The organism is Collimonas antrihumi, assembly GCF_018304965.1.
Taxonomy (GTDB): domain Bacteria; phylum Pseudomonadota; class Gammaproteobacteria; order Burkholderiales; family Burkholderiaceae_D; genus Collimonas; species Collimonas antrihumi.
Genome location: NZ_JAGQED010000007.1, coordinates 158,330 through 173,765, shown reverse-complemented (window position 1 = coordinate 173,765; position 15,436 = coordinate 158,330). Strand labels below are relative to the sequence as shown.

Here is a 15,436-nt window from a genome sequence, read left to right as displayed (position 1 = left end):
AAATCGTCGCAACTATTTGGGTACTGTCTTGCCCTTGCCAGAACCCGATGCGCTTTTTCTTCCTGCACCGCTACCGGCATTTTTAACGGCCGGCTTCGGAGCGGCCTTGGTACGCGGCTTGGCTCCAGCGCCACTCTTACGAGTTGTGGTTGCTGCCGGACGAATCGCTTTCTCTGTAGCGGCCACACTATTGACGGCTTGCTTGAACTGGTTTTGCAATAAATCCCACCAGGCGTTTGCGCTCCCCGTTGCGGCAGCATCGGCTCCTGCTGCTTCATTCTCTGCTTCATTCTCTGGCGCGGGCGCAGTAGCCTGTTTTACTGTTTCGTGCCATTTCGGCGTTTCTGGCGCGGCGGCAGGCGCATCAGCGTTTTGGCTTGGATTCATGAATGAAAATGGAAACCCTGACGGCATCGCCCATGCACTCGCTGCAGACTCGGCGCTGCCTTGATGCTCTCCGCCGGCCTGATTGACCGCGCCCATTGCCTGCAACGCAGAAATAGTCGCGCTTTGTACTTCCAGCGCTTGTATGGTGGTGCGCAACATGTTCAGGTTAAGGCTCAGCCAGGATTCGACTGCCTTCAGATCGGTGATTTTCTTGTTGATTTCTTCCACCGACAGGGTTGGAACAACCATGCCCGGCACACCCAGGCCACCCCACATTTTTTTGATAAATTCGAGACTGTCCTGCATTGCATCGACTCCTGGAATATTTGAACTGCTCATCACACATCTCCTTCAGGGTAATCCACGTGACAGAATAAAATCTCCGGCGTCAGGGGCGTTGCATCTTGCACGTGCTAGCTAAAGCCGTCGCCGCCGGCGCTAGATAACGCTCGGTCTTGAAGCCATAGCCACTGCCTTCATTATCAAACCGGATACCGCCATCGGCAAGCTTTTGCATTACTGCCACGTACAACGGTTGTATCAGCTGATGATCGCTGGCGCGCATGCTTGCTTCGTGAAACTTGCTCTTGTATTGCGCGCCTTCCAACGCGCGCGCGACGGCTACGGCGTCGGTCGTTTGCGCCTTCTCGATAGCGGTCACCAACATGTCGATCATGACATCCATACGCAGAAACAGATAGTCATCTTTCGGCTGCGGATAACGTTGACGGAAACTCTGGTAAAACGCATCGCTGGCGGCATTGCCATCGACCGCGTTCGGATGCCACTCGGCGACCGCACGCACCGTGCCTACGCCAGCGTCGCCAATGGCCGCCGGCGCGCCCAGGCTATTGGCATAAAAAGTATAGAACTTGAGATGCAGGCCAGCCTCTTTGGCGGCTTTCACCAGCAACGTCAGGTCGTTGCCCCAGTTGCCGGTGATTACCGTATCGGCGCCGCTGGCACGAATCTTGGCAATGTAGGGGGCAAAATCCTTGACCTTGCCGATCGGATGCAATTCGTCGCCGACAATCCTGATATCCGGCCGTGCCGCCTGCAACTGCTGGCGCGCAGCCTTGGCAACCTGCTGGCCGAAACTGTAGTCCTGGCCGATCAGGTAAACACTTTTAGCCCTGCTGTCGTTTTTGATAACATCCACCAGCGCGCGCATGCGCATGTCAGCATTGGCGTCAAAACGAAAATGCCAGAAACTGCACTTTTCATTGGTCAATACCGGATCGACTGCAGAATAGTTCAAGAACAAGACCCGATTGTCCGGGGTCCTGGCATTGTGTTTGTTGATGGCATCGACCAGCGCGCCGGCAACTGCGGAGCTATTGCCTTCCAGCACAAACGGGATTTTCCGGTCAGTCAATTGCTTAAGCTGCAATAGCGCGTCCTCTACGCCCTGTTTGTTGTCGAATACGCTCAGGCTCAGGGGGTGCTTGCCATCCGGTAAGCGCACACCGCCGCGCGCATTGACCTGCTCCACCGCAAACCGGATATTGCGTTCCACGGCTTCACCCGCATTGGCGAAGGGACCCGACATGCCCTCGATCATGCCAAGCCGGATCGGCGCTGAATTAGCCGCGGCAGGTGCAGCAAATGCTGCCGGCGCCAAGGCGCTTATGGTCAACGTGCATGCCAGCGCAATGCTGACGACGTGATGGTATCGATGCTGCATCGGCGACTATTCTTGTTTGATGTAAATGCAATATTTTACGTGGTTTATCGCCGCCGCCACTCTTGCCAAGCCTAATCCCGGCAAACACGTGGCAGATGCGTTTACACTATGCGGATGTTGTCTTCCTCCGTCCCGCCTTCAATTTCGCGCTATACCTTCTCCAGCCGCCGTCGGTGGCTGTGGGCGCTGCTGCTTACCGTGTTGCTGCATATACTCCTGTTTAGCTGGGGTAGCCGCCAATTCAAGGCACCGGCGCCGGTCAATCGGCCTGACCACGCGATCATGGCCACTATCGTGCCGCTGCCGCCAGTTGAAAAGCCCGTACTGCTACCGCAAGCCCCCAAACCGAAACCTGATACCCAGGCGCGCCCCAAGGCGACGCCGAAGCCGCGGCCGGCGCCGGCGCCTGCCGTGGAAGTCCCGGACACACCTATCAGGGAGACTGTTACACCGCTGGACGACAACGGGCCGGCCGGCCCTCCCGCGACCAGCACAGCTGCGGCCGACGCTGCCACAAACCCGGCAACAGCAGCAACACCGCCGGTGGCGCAGGCGGACGCGACGCCTCCTGCCGGCAAGCACTACCAGACCAATCCGCCACCGTCGGCCGAGCTGAAGTACGATGTGGAAGCCTTGCAAAAAGGCCAGAATTATCATGGCAGCGGTAAAATCACCTGGCAAACCGATGGCGGCAGTTACACCATCAACGGCGAGGCCGGTGCTTTGTTCATTACCGTTCTCGATTTCAAGAGCGAAGGTGAAATCAACGACTTTGGCGTGGCACCGGTGACCTATACCCAAAAACGTTTCCGCAAGCCCGCCACCCAGACCACTTTCCATCGCGAGCGCAATGCCATCGTCTTCTCATCCTCGCCGAATAGCTATCCGCGCAGCGGCGGCGAACAAGACCGCGCCAGCGTAGTCTGGCAGCTGGCCAGCATCGGTCGAGGTGATAGCAAGCAGTTTTCTCCGGGCGCGGTAATCGACCTGTTTGTCGCAGGCCCGCTGGATGCCGAAACCTGGCGCATGCAAGTAATCGGGCAGGAAAAGATCTCGGTTGGCGGCGACGATCTCGATACCTGGCACGTTATTCGCGTGCCGCAGGCAGGTTCTCACGAGCAGCGGCTGGATATCTGGCTGGCGCCACAACAGGAATGGTATCCCGTCAAACTACGGTTTACCGAAACCGACGGCGACTATCTGGATATGGCGCTGTCCAAGATGAAACGATTGAATACGGCAGCGGCAAATTGATCTTCCTGTATTACTGAACCACTGAATCAAGCTTTTTGAAAACAGCATCATTTTTTTGGAAAACCATGAAATTATCTTTACTCCGCCTATCCATGGCCGCCGCACTTTGCTGCAGCATGCTGACAGCATCTGCAGCCACCACCGATCACCCTGCGACCAAGTACAAGATAGACCTGCCGCCCTCGGCCGACCTGAGCTATGCAATCCAGGCCAAACAGAGCGGCATCACGCTCGGTGGCGAGGGCAGCGTCAAATGGCTGGTGGAGGATAAGCACTTCAGCGTCAAGTCGGAAACCCGCGCCATGCTGTTTGGAAAAATCCTTGAGTCTACGAGTGAAGGCGCCATCGACAGTTTCGGCCTGGCGCCTACCCAATTCATCAACAAGCGCTTCCGCAAGGAAGCCACCACCACCACGTTCCATCGCGATAGCGGCACCATCGGCTTTTCCGAATCCGGCAACAGTTATCCTTTGAAAGGCGGCGAGCAGGATCGCACCAGCATCATCTGGCAGCTGATTTCGGTGGCGCGTGCAGCGCCGCAGCTGTTCAAGCCGGGTTCGGACTGGACCTTCTTTGTGGCCGGCATGCATGATGCGGAGCCGTGGACGTTCAAGGTCATCAAGACGGAAAAAATCAAGACGCCAATGGGCGATCTGGATGTTGTCCATATTTTCAAGGCGCCGCCGCCGGACGCCAAGGATCAGCAGCTCGATATCTGGCTGGCGCCTTCTCTGGAATGGTATCCGGTGCGCTTGCGGTTTACCGATCCGAACAAGGATTTTGTGGAGCAAACCCTGCAACAGGTAAATAATAAGGCCAGCAAATAGGGTGGCAACTAAGTAGCAACCAAGGCATACAATCTCTTCTTGAATCTCTGAACAGTAAATCATATGACTACACCAAACGGCGCCATCGTCCTGTTTAGCGGCGGCCAGGACTCTACAACTTGCCTGGCATGGGCTTTGTCACGCTACGAACGGGTTGAGACGATCGGCTTCGATTACGGCCAGCGGCACGCGGTAGAACTGACGGTGCGCCCGGTCTTGCTACAGAAGATCCGCGCCCAATTTCCACAATGGGCCGGCAAGCTGGGCGAAGACCATATGATCGACCTGTCGCTGATTTCGAAAATATCGTCGACCGCGATGACAGAAGACGTTGAAATCGTGATGCAGGAAAACGGCTTGCCGAACACCTTTGTGCCAGGCCGCAACCTGCTGTTCATGACGGTAGCGGCAACGGTCGCCTATCGACGCGGCTTGAATGTGCTGGTGGGCGGCATGTGCGAAACCGACTTTTCCGGCTATCCAGATTGCCGCGACGACACCATGAAAGCCTTGCAAGTGGCGTTGAACCTGGGGATGGCGACCCAGCTCAAACTGGAAACGCCATTGATGTGGATAGACAAGTCAGAGACCTGGAAACTGGCGCAGGATTTAGGTGGCGATGCTTTGGTCGACCTGATCCGGGCAGATACCCATACCTGCTATCTCGGTGAGCGCGGCGCGCTGCATGACTGGGGTTATGGCTGCGGCACTTGCCCTGCTTGTGCGTTGCGCGCGCGGGGATACCAGCAATTCAAGCAAACGGCAGGTGTTTGATGAAGGCTTAATCGACACACAAGCGACACACAAACAAAAACGGCCGGTAGACATTCATCTACCGGCCGTTTTTTATCGCGATCAATTAAGCTGCGATCGATCCTGGCAACTCCGCCTTGCGTTCTTTCGGGGGATGCTTGAACTGATTGAGCAGTTGCGTTTCCTTGATGCGGGCTGCAGCCAGATGCCGTTCCTTGACATGGCCATAACCGCGAATTTCCTCAGGGAGGCTGGCGATTGCCACTGCAGTGGCCAGATTATCGGCAGTCAATTGCGATAACAAGGAGGCGATGGTTTCCTTGTAATGCACGATCAGTCCGCGTTCTTCCTTGCGCTCGGTGGTATAACCGAAAATGTCCAAAGCGCTGCCGCGCAGGAATTTCAGTTTCGCCAGCAGACCGAAAGCACGCATCATCCAAGGACCGAACTCCTGTTTGATCAGATGGCCATGCGCGTCGTGCTTGGCAAGCAGCGGTGGCGCCAGATGGAATTTAAGCTTGTAGTCGCCTTCAAACATACCCGCAATCTTGGCCTTGAAAGCACCGTCGGTATATAAGCGTGCGACTTCGTACTCATCCTTGTAGGCCATCAGCTTGAACAGATAGGTAGCAACCGCCATGCTCAGCCGATGCGCTGTGCGTCCGCTTTCTGTATGTGGCAATTGCGCTTCGGCTGCCTGTACCTGCTCGACAAAGGTGCGATATTGCTCCGCATATGCTGCATCCTGATAAGAAGTCAGGATGGCGACGCGACGCTTGATCAACTCATCCAGATCAGGTGCGCGCTTGAACTCGATCACCTGCGCCGGCGTATCGCTGAGGCGGGTACGCTTTTCCAGTCCAGCCAAATCGCAAGCAGCAGTGCGGCCCCAGACGAAAGCCTGCTTGTTGAAGGCGACCTGCAAGGCATTCAATTCGATCGCCCGCATCAGCGATGCCTCTTGCAATGGCACCCAACCCTTTTGCCAGGCGTAACCGAGCATGAACATATTGGTTGCGATGGCGTCGCCCATCAAAGCAGTGGCGATACGGCCGGCATCGATGAATTCCACGCGATCGCTGCCGCAAGCTGCGCGTATATCCTGCTCAGCCCCTGCATCGGGGAATTGCCAATCCGGATTCTTGACGAAAGCGGCAGTGGGCGTGCGGGTTGAATTGATCGCTGCGTAAGTGCGTCCTTCGCCCATGCGTGACAAGGCATCGCGGTTGGCGCTCACAATGGAGTCGCAACCGATCACCAGGTCCGCATCGCCGGTGCCGACACGAGTGGAATAGATATCGTCGGGATGATCGGCCAATCGCACATGCGACATCACCGGCCCGCCCTTTTGCGCCAGGCCGCTCATGTCCAGCACTGAACAGCCTTTACCTTCGACGTGCGCTGCCATCGCCAGGATCTGGCCAATAGTCACCACACCGGTGCCGCCGATACCCGTAACCAGGATGCCAAACGGTTTTATCGTATTTGGCAAGACAGGCGACGGCAAGCTTGCAATCGGTGCTGCGGCGGTAGCTGGCGTTGCCACCACTTTCGCCGGCTTTTTCAAACTGCCGCCTTCGACCGTAACGAAACTCGGGCAAAAACCGGTCACGCAAGAAAAGTCCTTGTTGCATGACGATTGATTGATCTGCCGTTTGCGGCCGAATTCGGTTTCCAGCGGTTCCACCGACAAGCAATTCGATTGCACGCTGCAATCGCCACAACCTTCACACACCGCTTCGTTAATCACGGCGCGTTTGGCCGGGTCCGGATATTCATTGCGTTTCCGGCGGCGACGTTTTTCCGAGGCGCAGGTCTGATCGTAAATCATGGCCGATGTGCCTTCGATCTCACGCAGTTCACGCTGCACGGCATCCAGTTCGCTGCGATGACGGATCGTTACGCCCGGTGCCCAGTTGATGTCGGAGCCATATTTTTCGGGTTCGTCAGTCACCACAATAATCGGCGTCACGCCTTCGGCCGCAATCTGGCGCGAAATCATGGCGGGATCCAGCGGGCCGTCAAAAGCTTGGCCGCCAGTCATGGCCACCGCATCGTTAAACAGAATCTTGTAAGTGATGTTCACCTTGGCCGCGACCGAGGCACGAATCGCCAACAGGCCGGAATGGAAATAAGTACCGTCGCCGAGGTTGGCAAACACGTGTTTTTCCGAAGTGAATGGCGCCTGGCCCACCCAGGTCACGCCTTCGCCGCCCATATGCGTAAACGTCGACGATTCCCGATCCATCCACAACACCATGTAATGGCAACCGATGCCTGCCAGGCCACGGCTGCCATCCGGCAGCTTGGTCGATGTGTTGTGCGGACAGCCGGAGCAGAAATGCGGCACGCGGTCTTTGTTTGGATCAGGCTTGCTGCTGATATTCAGCAACGCTTCCTTGGCTTCCAGGTAGGCCACGCGTTGCTGCACCCGCTGCGCCACCGGATGGCCGGCAAAGTATTTCGAAATGCGGGTCGCAATCGCTCTGGCGATCTGTGCCGGATTCAATTCATAAGTCGCCGGCAGCAGCCAGTCGCCATGGCCTTCGCCGCATCGGTTGCTCCACTCGCCGGTGTCGTCGAACTTGCCGACCACGCGTGGGCGCACGTCGTCGCGCCAGTTATACAGCTCTTCCTTGACCTGGTATTCCAGGATCTGGCGCTTCTCTTCGACCACCAGGATTTCTTCCAGGCCTTGGGCAAATTCGCGCACGCCTTCCGCTTCCAGCGGCCAGGTCATGCCGATCTTGTACAGGCGGATGCCGATATCGCGCGCTACGGTTTCATCGATACCCAGGTCGGCCAAAGCCTGACGGGTATCCAGATACGATTTGCCGGCGGTGATAATGCCGATCTTGGCGCGTGGGCTGTCCCAGATGATCTGGTTCAGCTTGTTCACGCGCGCATAGGCCAGCGCCGCATACCATTTGTAATTGTTCATCCGCGCTTCCTGGCCCAGCACGGTGTCCGGCAAGCGGATGTTTAAGCCCTGGCCATCCGGCGGCAGTTCGAAATCGGTCGGCAAAACGATCTTGACGCGGTCCGGATCGAGATCGACCGAGGCGCCGGATTCAACCAGGTCGGTAACGCATTTCATCGATACCCATAGACCGGTATAGCGGCTCATGGCCCAGCCATGCATGCCGTAATCGAGATATTCCTGCACCGAGGACGGATACAGCACCGGGATGCCGCAGGCTTTCAGGATATGTTCGCTTTGATGGGCGGTAGTCGACGATTTTGCCGCGTGATCGTCGCCGGCCAGCACCAGTACGCCGCCATTCTTCGAGGTGCCAGCCATATTGGCGTGCTTGAAGACATCGCCGCAACGGTCGACGCCGGGGCCTTTGCCGTACCACATGCCGAATACGCCGTCGTATTGGGCGCCCGGGAACAAGTTGACCTGCTGCGTACCCCACACACTGGTAGCGGCCAGGTCTTCGTTCATGCCGGGGTGAAACTTGACGTGATGCGCGTCAAGATATTTTTTTGCCTTGGCAGCAGTCATATCGACGCTGCCTAGCGGTGAACCGCGATAACCGGTAACGAAACCGGCGGTATTCAAACCTGCCAAGGCATCACGTTGCCGTTGCAACATCGGCAAGCGAATAATGGCCTGTGTGCCCGTCATGAAAGCACGGCCACGCTCCAGTGTATATTTGTCATCCAGGGAAATGCCATCAGCTTCAGACGCTTGCGCCGTTTCTGTGGGCAGCAAGGCTTGCGCCGATTTGAGTGGTGCGTTCATTCAGTCTCCGTGCCAAAAATTATGTTTTTGCTTGCACTGCGTGGGGGTTACCTACGCGGTAAAACGTCTTTGCCTTGTGGGCAAATCGTCCTGTGTTGTACTACTATTCTCACTACTATTTTCACTGCTATTTTTACCACTATTCGTCGCAACGAAAGCAGCGCCACATTATCACATGCAGGTAGCTGACTCAATGCACGCCGCAGCAATTGGCCGCGGCGTGGCGGACGTAACAACTGTAACAACTGGTAAATCGAATAGGAATGGGAATCAACTAGGCGTGTAATGGCAACTTGTCTGATGTGGCTGAATACCTCCCCTGGACCAGCCATGTCGGGCATTCCTCCCTCTAGTGTTCCCATTATCACTAGTTTGCGGATTCTGCTCTCCCCGGCAGAATCCGCTTTTTTATTGTCTTTTACTTCAGCGGCAAGTTTGTTTCGCCAGGCAACAAGGTGTTCGCCGGCAACGGTTCAAGCGCTTTCAGTCGTTCGTATAGCGGCGTGAAATCCGGCGCAGTGTCATTGAACAGTTGCTGGAAATCGTTAATCACGAAATAAGTTTCCTGGTAAGAATCGATCTTGTACAAAGTGCGCATCACGCGCTCGACATCGAACGGCAACCGTAGCGATGCCGGACTGGTCAGGCAATGTTCGATTTCACCACCGGAAGACAAGATCCCGGCGCCATATACGCGCAAACCTACCGGGCTCTGGATCAGGCCGAATTCAACGGTGTACCAATACAAGCGGGCCAGCATGCTCAGGCCATCCAGTTTCATCGCCTTCAAGCCGCCCTTGCCGTAGTCTTGCAAATGGTCTGCAAAGATCGGGTTGAACAGTAGCGGAACATGACCGAAAAAGTCATGGAACACATCGGGCTCGACAATGTAGTCGAACTCTTCCGGATCGCGCAACCAGACGGTGACCGGGAAGCGGCGGTTTGCCAGATGTTCAAAGAAAATTTGATCCGGCACCAGGCCAGGCACCGCCACCAGCGTCCAGCCGGTAGCCTTGGACAGCAAGGCCGAACACTCCTCGAAGCGAGGAATGCCATCCCCGATGTTCAGCATTTCCAGGCTCTCGATGAACACATCGCAAGCGCGCCCCGGGATCAGCTTGGCTTGCCGTTGATACAGGCGGCGCCACAAGGCGTGCTGCTCCGGCGTATAAGCATCCCAGTCCTGCTTGACCACGTATCGGGCGTCGATCTTGCTGTAATCGCCACGCAATACGGTACCATCCGATTTCTCGGCGACGGCGGCAAAAAAATCGTCGGTGTTCGAATCGGCGGAGTTTAAGTCCGACCTCAAGCTTGCTTCCATCACTTTTGCATTCATTTTCTCTGTCCTGGACTAAACGCGTTTGCTTCTCTGGCACCTACAGTATAGGGCCGAGTTGGCAGCAGTTAATTGCAAAATTCGCCCCGCAAATAAAAATCTGCGCAATAATATAATAAAAATTAGTTTCTTTAAGGTGATTTATGCCAACAATTGCAATGGATGCAACAGACCGTAAAATTCTGGCAATCTTGCAGGAGGATGGCCGCCTCAGCAATCAGGAAGTGGCAGAAAGAGTCAACCTGTCGCCGTCGCCGTGCCTGCGCCGCATCAAGCACCTGGAACAGGCTGGCGTGATCCGGCAATACGTGGCGCTGCTGGAGCCGGACAAAATCGGACTGGGCCTGCTGGCTTACATCAATGTGCGCCTGGAAAAGCATAGCGATCCGCAGTACCTGAGCGGCACCAAGGCTGCAGCACAGCATCAGGCAATGTCTCCGCGCGCTTCATTTTCAGCGGCGGTTGAACAATGGCAAGAGGTGGTTGCCTGTTATGCGATGACGGGTGAGATGGATTTTCTGCTGCGGGTGCACGTGGAAGACATGGCGCATTTTTCGCGCTTCATGATGGAGACCCTGCTGCGCCATCCGGCGGTGCTTGACGTCAAATCAAGTTTTGCCTTGCAGCGGGTTAAAGATACGACGGCGCTGCCTTTGCTCCAGGGCTAGGGCTGGCTTGATAAGTCGCGCTTGATAAGTCGCGCTTAATTAGTCACGCTTGATGCCCGGCAAACTGCCCAGCCATTTAAGCGCAGCCCGCAGATTCGCCTTGATGGTGTAATCCAATGTCGCCACCTGCTCCTGGACTGCTTCTTGCAGTACGCTGGCCGGATTGGCCGGCGGCAACTTCAGATAAGCATCCGCTTCACCGTAATCGCGATGGATCGCCATGCCGGCTTTCTTGGCGATGTGCATCATCACCTTGTTTGAGGACAGGCAATGCATGTACAAGGTGTCGATATCGACGTTGCGGCAGCGTATCGCGGCGCGCTCAAACAAATGCGTGCCGACTCCCAAGCCTCGCGCGGAAGCGGCGACAGAGACACCGAATTCAGCCACCCGTTCCTTGGTTGTAGAAGCGCTCACCGATGGCAGTGCCTCGCGTGGCGCAAATGCCAAGTGACCGACACCGAGCAAGCGCAACTTGCGGTCGTAGACACCGAATACCGTATCACGCGTGAAATCGATATTTTCGACATAGCGGCTGACCAGATCATCCGACAACACCGAGCCGAAGCGCAGCAGGCGATCGCCGCTGCTTAACGCCAGGAAGTGCCGCAGCAAGCGTTTGCGGGCACGGCGGGACAATTCCTTGACGAAAATTGCGGGCCGCGATGCCTTGGTTTTATCCGAGCCGACGCCGCCGGTTTTGCCCGGCACCTCGTTTGCGGAACCCACCTTTGCATCTGTCGCTGTCATCCCGGCTCTCCTGTCGGATAAGCTTACCTCGGATCATGGTCGTTGCGCTTGCATCATCTGCTCAACCATTTCGACACGCGCCGCATGGATGGCTTCGGGTATCCGTTCCGGCTGCTGCTGGAACATGCCGGCGATTACGCCGGCGTTGACCGATTGCGCTGCCTGCAACGCTGCCTGCAGATAAGCGAATTGCGGAAACGGACGCTCCTCATATCCGGTCCTGCCGCGATAATCGCACTCGGTGGCGCGCAGCATATCGATAAATCGCTGTGGTTTGCGAAAGGCATCGCAACGCCCCAGCAAATTCACGATGGTGTTCGCACGTAGCTCGAATGCGCGGCCGACATTGCCGTGTTCACGTGCGGTCATGAGCGCCAGATCGCGCGCCTCGCCCGGCACTTTAAGACGCTGGCAAACCCGCTCCACCAGCTCCACTCCAAACCCTTCGTGCCCGTGATGGCTAGGCCAGCCGGCGGCCGGCGTGACGCCCTTGCCCAGATCATGCATCAGTGCCGCGAAGCGCACCGGCAAGGTATGGCTTTCACGTGCGGCGGTATCCACCACCATCATCACGTGTACGCCGGTATCGATTTCCGGATGATATTTTTCCGGTTGCGGTATGCCCCATAAGACATCCACCTCAGGCAGGATGCGCGCCAGCGCTCCGCAGGCACGCAAGACGTCGAACATGCGCGACGGCTGTGCTTCCATCAAGCCGCGCGCCAATTCCTGCCATACCCGCTCCGGCACCAGCGCATCGACTTCGCCGGCGGCGACCATGCGCTGCATCAGGGCATTGGTCGGCGGCGCTACCGTGAAGTCGGTAAAACGCGCGGCAAACCGGGCGACGCGCAAGATGCGTACCGGGTCTTCGGCGAAAGCATCGGAGACATGGCGAAATACGCGGCCCTGCAAATCTTGCCGGCCGTTAAACGGATCGGCCACGGTGCCGTCTTCAGCGCGCGCGATGGCGTTGATGGTTAAGTCGCGGCGCACCAGATCTTGTTCCAGAGTGACATCCGGATCGGTATGAAATACAAAGCCTTTGTAGCCGGGCGCAGTTTTGCGTTCGGTGCGCGCCAGCGCATATTCTTCGTGCGTATCAGGATGCAGGAATACCGGGAAGTCTTTGCCGACCGGCCGGAAACCTTTGGCCAGCATGTCTTCCGGCGTAGCGCCGACCACCACGTAATCGCGGTCTTTTACGGGCAACCCGAGCAACTCGTCGCGTACCGCGCCGCCCACCTCAAAAACTTTCATGGCTGTGATTGAACCTGGTTAGTCTGGCAATTTAGTCTGGCAACACTTCAGTTTCCGCCAGCGCCTCGCGTACCCAGCGTGCCACCGCGGGATGCGCCCGGACCCGCTCGGCATAGGCTTCCAATGCCGGCGCCAGCGACACGCCATAACTGTGGAAGCGCATCACCACCGGCGCAAAATAAGCATCGGCAATCGAAAACGCGCCAAACAAGAATTGATGATGGCCGAATTCGGATAAACAGCTTTCCCAGATTTCGATCACCCTGGCGATGTCGGCCTGGGCGCCGGCAGTGCGGCCCTGGCCCGGTTTGTTTGCGCGGATATCCATCGGCATCGCCGAACGCAGGGAGGCGAAGCCGGAATGCATTTCAGCGCATATCGAACGGGCAGTGGCGCGCGCCATGGAGTCTTGCGGCCACATGCCGAGATCGGGGAATTGCTCTGCCAGATATTCGCAGATGGCCAACGAATCCCAGACCGGCCTGTCGCCTACCAACAGAATCGGTACCCGGCCGCTGGCGGAATAGCGCCCGATCTGGTTCGCGGTATCCGCTTGCCGCAGCAAGATCTTGTGCTCCTTGAACGGAATCCCGAATGCCGTCATCGCCACCCACGGCCGCATCGACCAGGAAGAATAATTCTTGTTGGCGATCACCAGTACCAAGCCATCTGCCCCGGCTTTTTGCAGAGCAGCGGAAAGACTGGGATCAAGTTCTGTGGTTTGCATGGGTGTGCCTAGCATGGGTTCGCCTATTCAACTCAAGGCAGTGCCGATTCGACGAAACCCTTGGGAGCGACTGTGCCCAGCCGCGCCTTCAAGGACTGCGGCTTACCGTCAAACAAGGCGGCGTAATAGGTTGCGTTGGACAATACATTTTTTACATAGCCGCGGGTTTCGCTGAACGGAATCGACTCCGCAAAAACCGCGCCTTCAACCGTGCCAGGCAAGGTCGAGCGCCAGGCACGCGGCCGGCCAGGGCCGGCGTTGTAGGCGGCCGAGGCCAGCGCTTGCGAACCGTCCAGATCGGATAACACCATGCTCAGATAATTGGTACCCAGCAGGATATTGGTATTCACATCGGATATCTGGTCGTTGGTAAAACCGTTCAAGCCGATTTTCTTTGCGACCCAGCGCGCTGTCGTCGGCATCACCTGCATCAAGCCGCTGGCGCCGACGTGCGAGCGCGCACTTCTGACAAAACGCGATTCTTGCCGGATCACGCCGTAGACCCAAGCCATGTCGAGTCCCAGGCTTTGGGTATTGGTGGTCATGACATCGCGGTGGGGCGATGGGAAGCGCTGGTTGAAATCGACTTCGACCTTGGTGCGGTCCGAAGTATTCACCATGCGGTCCAGAACGTTGTTTTGGCGTGCGAATTCTGCCGCCGCCAGCAATTGGCGATCGGTCATCGAACGCAATTCCCAGTTCCATTCGCGCACCCCTTCAAAGCGCAGATTCATGTCAAAAAACCGCAGCGCGCGACGGAAGCCCTGATTATTTGCCATCGGCGCCATTTCCGCCGGGCTGAATGCCTGCGTGGAGGAAACCGCAATGATCTTCTGCCCCAACTCTTCCAGCGCCAGTTGACCGTAGAAATTGGTCTGGTCGGCGATCGACTGGAATTGCTGCTGCGCTTGCCCAGATTTTCCTTCCAACTGATCTGCCCGGCCCATCCAGTAGATCCAGGTCGGATCGCTGCGTAACGCCGCCGGCATTGCCACGATACCGCTACGAACCAGCTTCCAGTCGCCGGCACGTAAAGCGGAACGGACTCGCCACTGATAAGCATCCATCGACAATGCGGCGTTGCCCGCATTATCTTTAACTTGGCGCCAATAATCAACGGCCTGCGGTTCCAGCTTGAGCGCCGACTGCAGCGCTATCTGCGCCCATGCCAGGGATCGTTCGGAGGATGTCAATTGATCCGAGGATGCATTCAACGCTGCAGCCGCCCTGCCAGTATCGGTTTTGGCTACCCGCCCCAAGGCGAGAATGAATAATTCATGGCTGACCCGGTCTGTCCCCGCGCCACGCGCAATAACCAGCGGCGACTTGTCGATGGCTTGCACCACCTGGGAATCGTCGGCGTCGATATACGGCGTCATGCGGCGTGCAACGCCGCCAAACCCGGCCTCTACCGCTTGCCGGATCTGGAACCAGACATCATCTGCGGTGAATTGGCCATTTTGCGCCAGCGTACCGATCAGATCGGTGCAACCCTGGCCGAAATCCTTCGGCGTGGTCAGCAAGGCGCGCGCCTCGGCGGCGACATTCGTGCCTTTCAACGCAGCCGAGGTCAGCGCGTAGCATTTCAATTGCGTATCGTCGTCGAGTACGAATTTCGGATATTGTTCATCGAAAGTGGTCCAGTCGCCGGCCTTGCCCAACTCCAGCAGCCAGTCGTTGCGCAAGCGGTCGGCAATGGCGCTGCCATCGTAACGCGCCAGGTACTCGCGAATTTGGGATTGCGGAGCAACCAGGTCTTTGATCAACGGCTTCAAGCGGTAATAATCGACATACGAAGGAATGTCATAATCACTTAAAGTAGAAGCCAGCAGCTCTGCCTTATCTGCATTGTTCGCACGTGAAGCATCGCGCAGAGCCAGGAAGTTGTCGTCCTGACTGGCATAGCTGGCAGCAGCGGTGTTGCCATTTGCAGAGCGTTTTTGCGCGTAAGCCGCGCCTGTTATCACAGCGGAAGAAGCCACGGCGACGGCGATCACAGCAAGCCATTTCTTTTTAAACATATAACTGCCAACCTTAAT

12 protein-coding genes are annotated in these 15,436 nt (G+C 56.9%); 4 read left to right on the top strand and 8 right to left on the bottom strand.

Annotated elements, in window-relative coordinates:
- Positions 1-12: 12 nt before the first annotated feature.
- Positions 13-726 (bottom strand): PhaM family polyhydroxyalkanoate granule multifunctional regulatory protein, encoded by a 714-nt coding sequence (locus KHU29_RS09270; RefSeq protein WP_211452509.1) that lies wholly within the window; start codon positions 724-726, stop codon positions 13-15.
- A gap of 49 nt (positions 727-775) precedes the next feature.
- The gene (locus KHU29_RS09265) at positions 776-2,071 is read right to left on the bottom strand and encodes a branched-chain amino acid ABC transporter substrate-binding protein (RefSeq protein WP_211452508.1); all 1,296 of its coding nucleotides are present in this window, start codon (positions 2,069-2,071) and stop codon (positions 776-778) included.
- Positions 2,072-2,185: 114 nt separating this feature from the next.
- Here KHU29_RS09265 and KHU29_RS09260 point away from each other — a divergent pair, with 114 nt between their 5' ends.
- The 3 genes from KHU29_RS09260 to queC all read left to right on the top strand — a co-directional run bounded on the left by KHU29_RS09260 (position 2,186) and on the right by queC (position 4,926).
- The gene (locus KHU29_RS09260; protein WP_211452507.1) at positions 2,186-3,325 is read left to right on the top strand and encodes a DUF3108 domain-containing protein; all 1,140 of its coding nucleotides are present in this window, start codon (positions 2,186-2,188) and stop codon (positions 3,323-3,325) included.
- Positions 3,326-3,390: 65 nt separating this feature from the next.
- On the top strand, positions 3,391-4,152 hold the full coding sequence (locus KHU29_RS09255) for a DUF3108 domain-containing protein (protein WP_211452506.1): 762 nt from the start codon (positions 3,391-3,393) through the stop codon (positions 4,150-4,152).
- Between the two features lie 63 nt (positions 4,153-4,215).
- A complete protein-coding gene (queC, locus tag KHU29_RS09250; protein WP_211452505.1) occupies positions 4,216-4,926 on the top strand; it encodes a 7-cyano-7-deazaguanine synthase QueC in 711 nt (236 codons plus the stop codon).
- Positions 4,927-5,011: 85 nt separating this feature from the next.
- Here the strand turns inward: queC and KHU29_RS09245 are convergent, their stop codons facing one another.
- Entirely contained in the window at positions 5,012-8,653 is a 3,642-nt protein-coding gene (locus KHU29_RS09245) for an indolepyruvate ferredoxin oxidoreductase family protein (RefSeq protein ID WP_211452504.1), read from the bottom strand.
- 418 nt (positions 8,654-9,071) lie between these two features.
- Positions 9,072-9,992 (bottom strand): phenylalanine 4-monooxygenase, encoded by a 921-nt coding sequence (gene phhA / locus KHU29_RS09240; protein ID WP_246541741.1) that lies wholly within the window; start codon positions 9,990-9,992, stop codon positions 9,072-9,074.
- A gap of 143 nt (positions 9,993-10,135) precedes the next feature.
- Between phhA and KHU29_RS09235 the strand changes: the two genes are divergently transcribed.
- Positions 10,136-10,660, top strand: coding sequence for an Lrp/AsnC family transcriptional regulator (locus KHU29_RS09235; RefSeq protein ID WP_211452503.1), 525 nt, complete (start codon positions 10,136-10,138; stop codon positions 10,658-10,660).
- Positions 10,661-10,699: 39 nt separating this feature from the next.
- Here KHU29_RS09235 and KHU29_RS09230 read toward each other — a convergent pair whose 3' ends face one another.
- From KHU29_RS09230 to KHU29_RS09215, 4 genes are read right to left on the bottom strand one after another with little or no spacing between them, the layout of a single operon-like run.
- Entirely contained in the window at positions 10,700-11,410 is a 711-nt protein-coding gene (locus KHU29_RS09230) for a GNAT family N-acetyltransferase (protein WP_211452502.1), read from the bottom strand.
- A 33-nt stretch (positions 11,411-11,443) separates the two neighbouring features.
- Positions 11,444-12,670 (bottom strand): multifunctional CCA addition/repair protein, encoded by a 1,227-nt coding sequence (locus tag KHU29_RS09225; RefSeq protein ID WP_211452501.1) that lies wholly within the window; start codon positions 12,668-12,670, stop codon positions 11,444-11,446.
- 31 nt (positions 12,671-12,701) lie between these two features.
- Positions 12,702-13,397 carry a glutathione S-transferase family protein gene (locus tag KHU29_RS09220; RefSeq protein ID WP_211452500.1) on the bottom strand — a complete coding sequence of 232 codons (696 nt, stop codon included), beginning with the start codon at positions 13,395-13,397 and terminating at the stop codon, positions 12,702-12,704.
- 32 nt (positions 13,398-13,429) lie between these two features.
- Positions 13,430-15,418: a lytic transglycosylase domain-containing protein gene (locus KHU29_RS09215; RefSeq protein WP_211452499.1), complete on the bottom strand. Its 1,989-nt coding sequence runs from the start codon at positions 15,416-15,418 to the stop codon at positions 13,430-13,432.
- Between the last annotated feature and the right edge of the window lie 18 nt (positions 15,419-15,436).

Bases quoted from the DNA above. Each gene is read 5' to 3' on its own strand.
- KHU29_RS09270 (WP_211452509.1), bottom strand. From the start codon at position 726: ATGAGCAGTTCAAATATTCCAGGAGTCGATGCAATGCAGGACAGTCTC.
- KHU29_RS09265 (WP_211452508.1), bottom strand. From the start codon at position 2,071: ATGCAGCATCGATACCATCACGTCGTCAGCATTGCGCTGGCATGCACG.
- KHU29_RS09260 (WP_211452507.1), top strand. From the start codon at position 2,186: ATGTTGTCTTCCTCCGTCCCGCCTTCAATTTCGCGCTATACCTTCTCC.
- KHU29_RS09255 (WP_211452506.1), top strand. From the start codon at position 3,391: ATGAAATTATCTTTACTCCGCCTATCCATGGCCGCCGCACTTTGCTGC.
- queC (WP_211452505.1), top strand. From the start codon at position 4,216: ATGACTACACCAAACGGCGCCATCGTCCTGTTTAGCGGCGGCCAGGAC.
- KHU29_RS09245 (WP_211452504.1), bottom strand. From the start codon at position 8,653: ATGAACGCACCACTCAAATCGGCGCAAGCCTTGCTGCCCACAGAAACG.
- phhA (WP_246541741.1), bottom strand. From the start codon at position 9,992: ATGAATGCAAAAGTGATGGAAGCAAGCTTGAGGTCGGACTTAAACTCC.
- KHU29_RS09235 (WP_211452503.1), top strand. From the start codon at position 10,136: ATGCCAACAATTGCAATGGATGCAACAGACCGTAAAATTCTGGCAATC.
- KHU29_RS09230 (WP_211452502.1), bottom strand. From the start codon at position 11,410: ATGACAGCGACAGATGCAAAGGTGGGTTCCGCAAACGAGGTGCCGGGC.
- KHU29_RS09225 (WP_211452501.1), bottom strand. From the start codon at position 12,670: ATGAAAGTTTTTGAGGTGGGCGGCGCGGTACGCGACGAGTTGCTCGGG.
- KHU29_RS09220 (WP_211452500.1), bottom strand. From the start codon at position 13,397: ATGCAAACCACAGAACTTGATCCCAGTCTTTCCGCTGCTCTGCAAAAA.
- KHU29_RS09215 (WP_211452499.1), bottom strand. From the start codon at position 15,418: ATGTTTAAAAAGAAATGGCTTGCTGTGATCGCCGTCGCCGTGGCTTCT.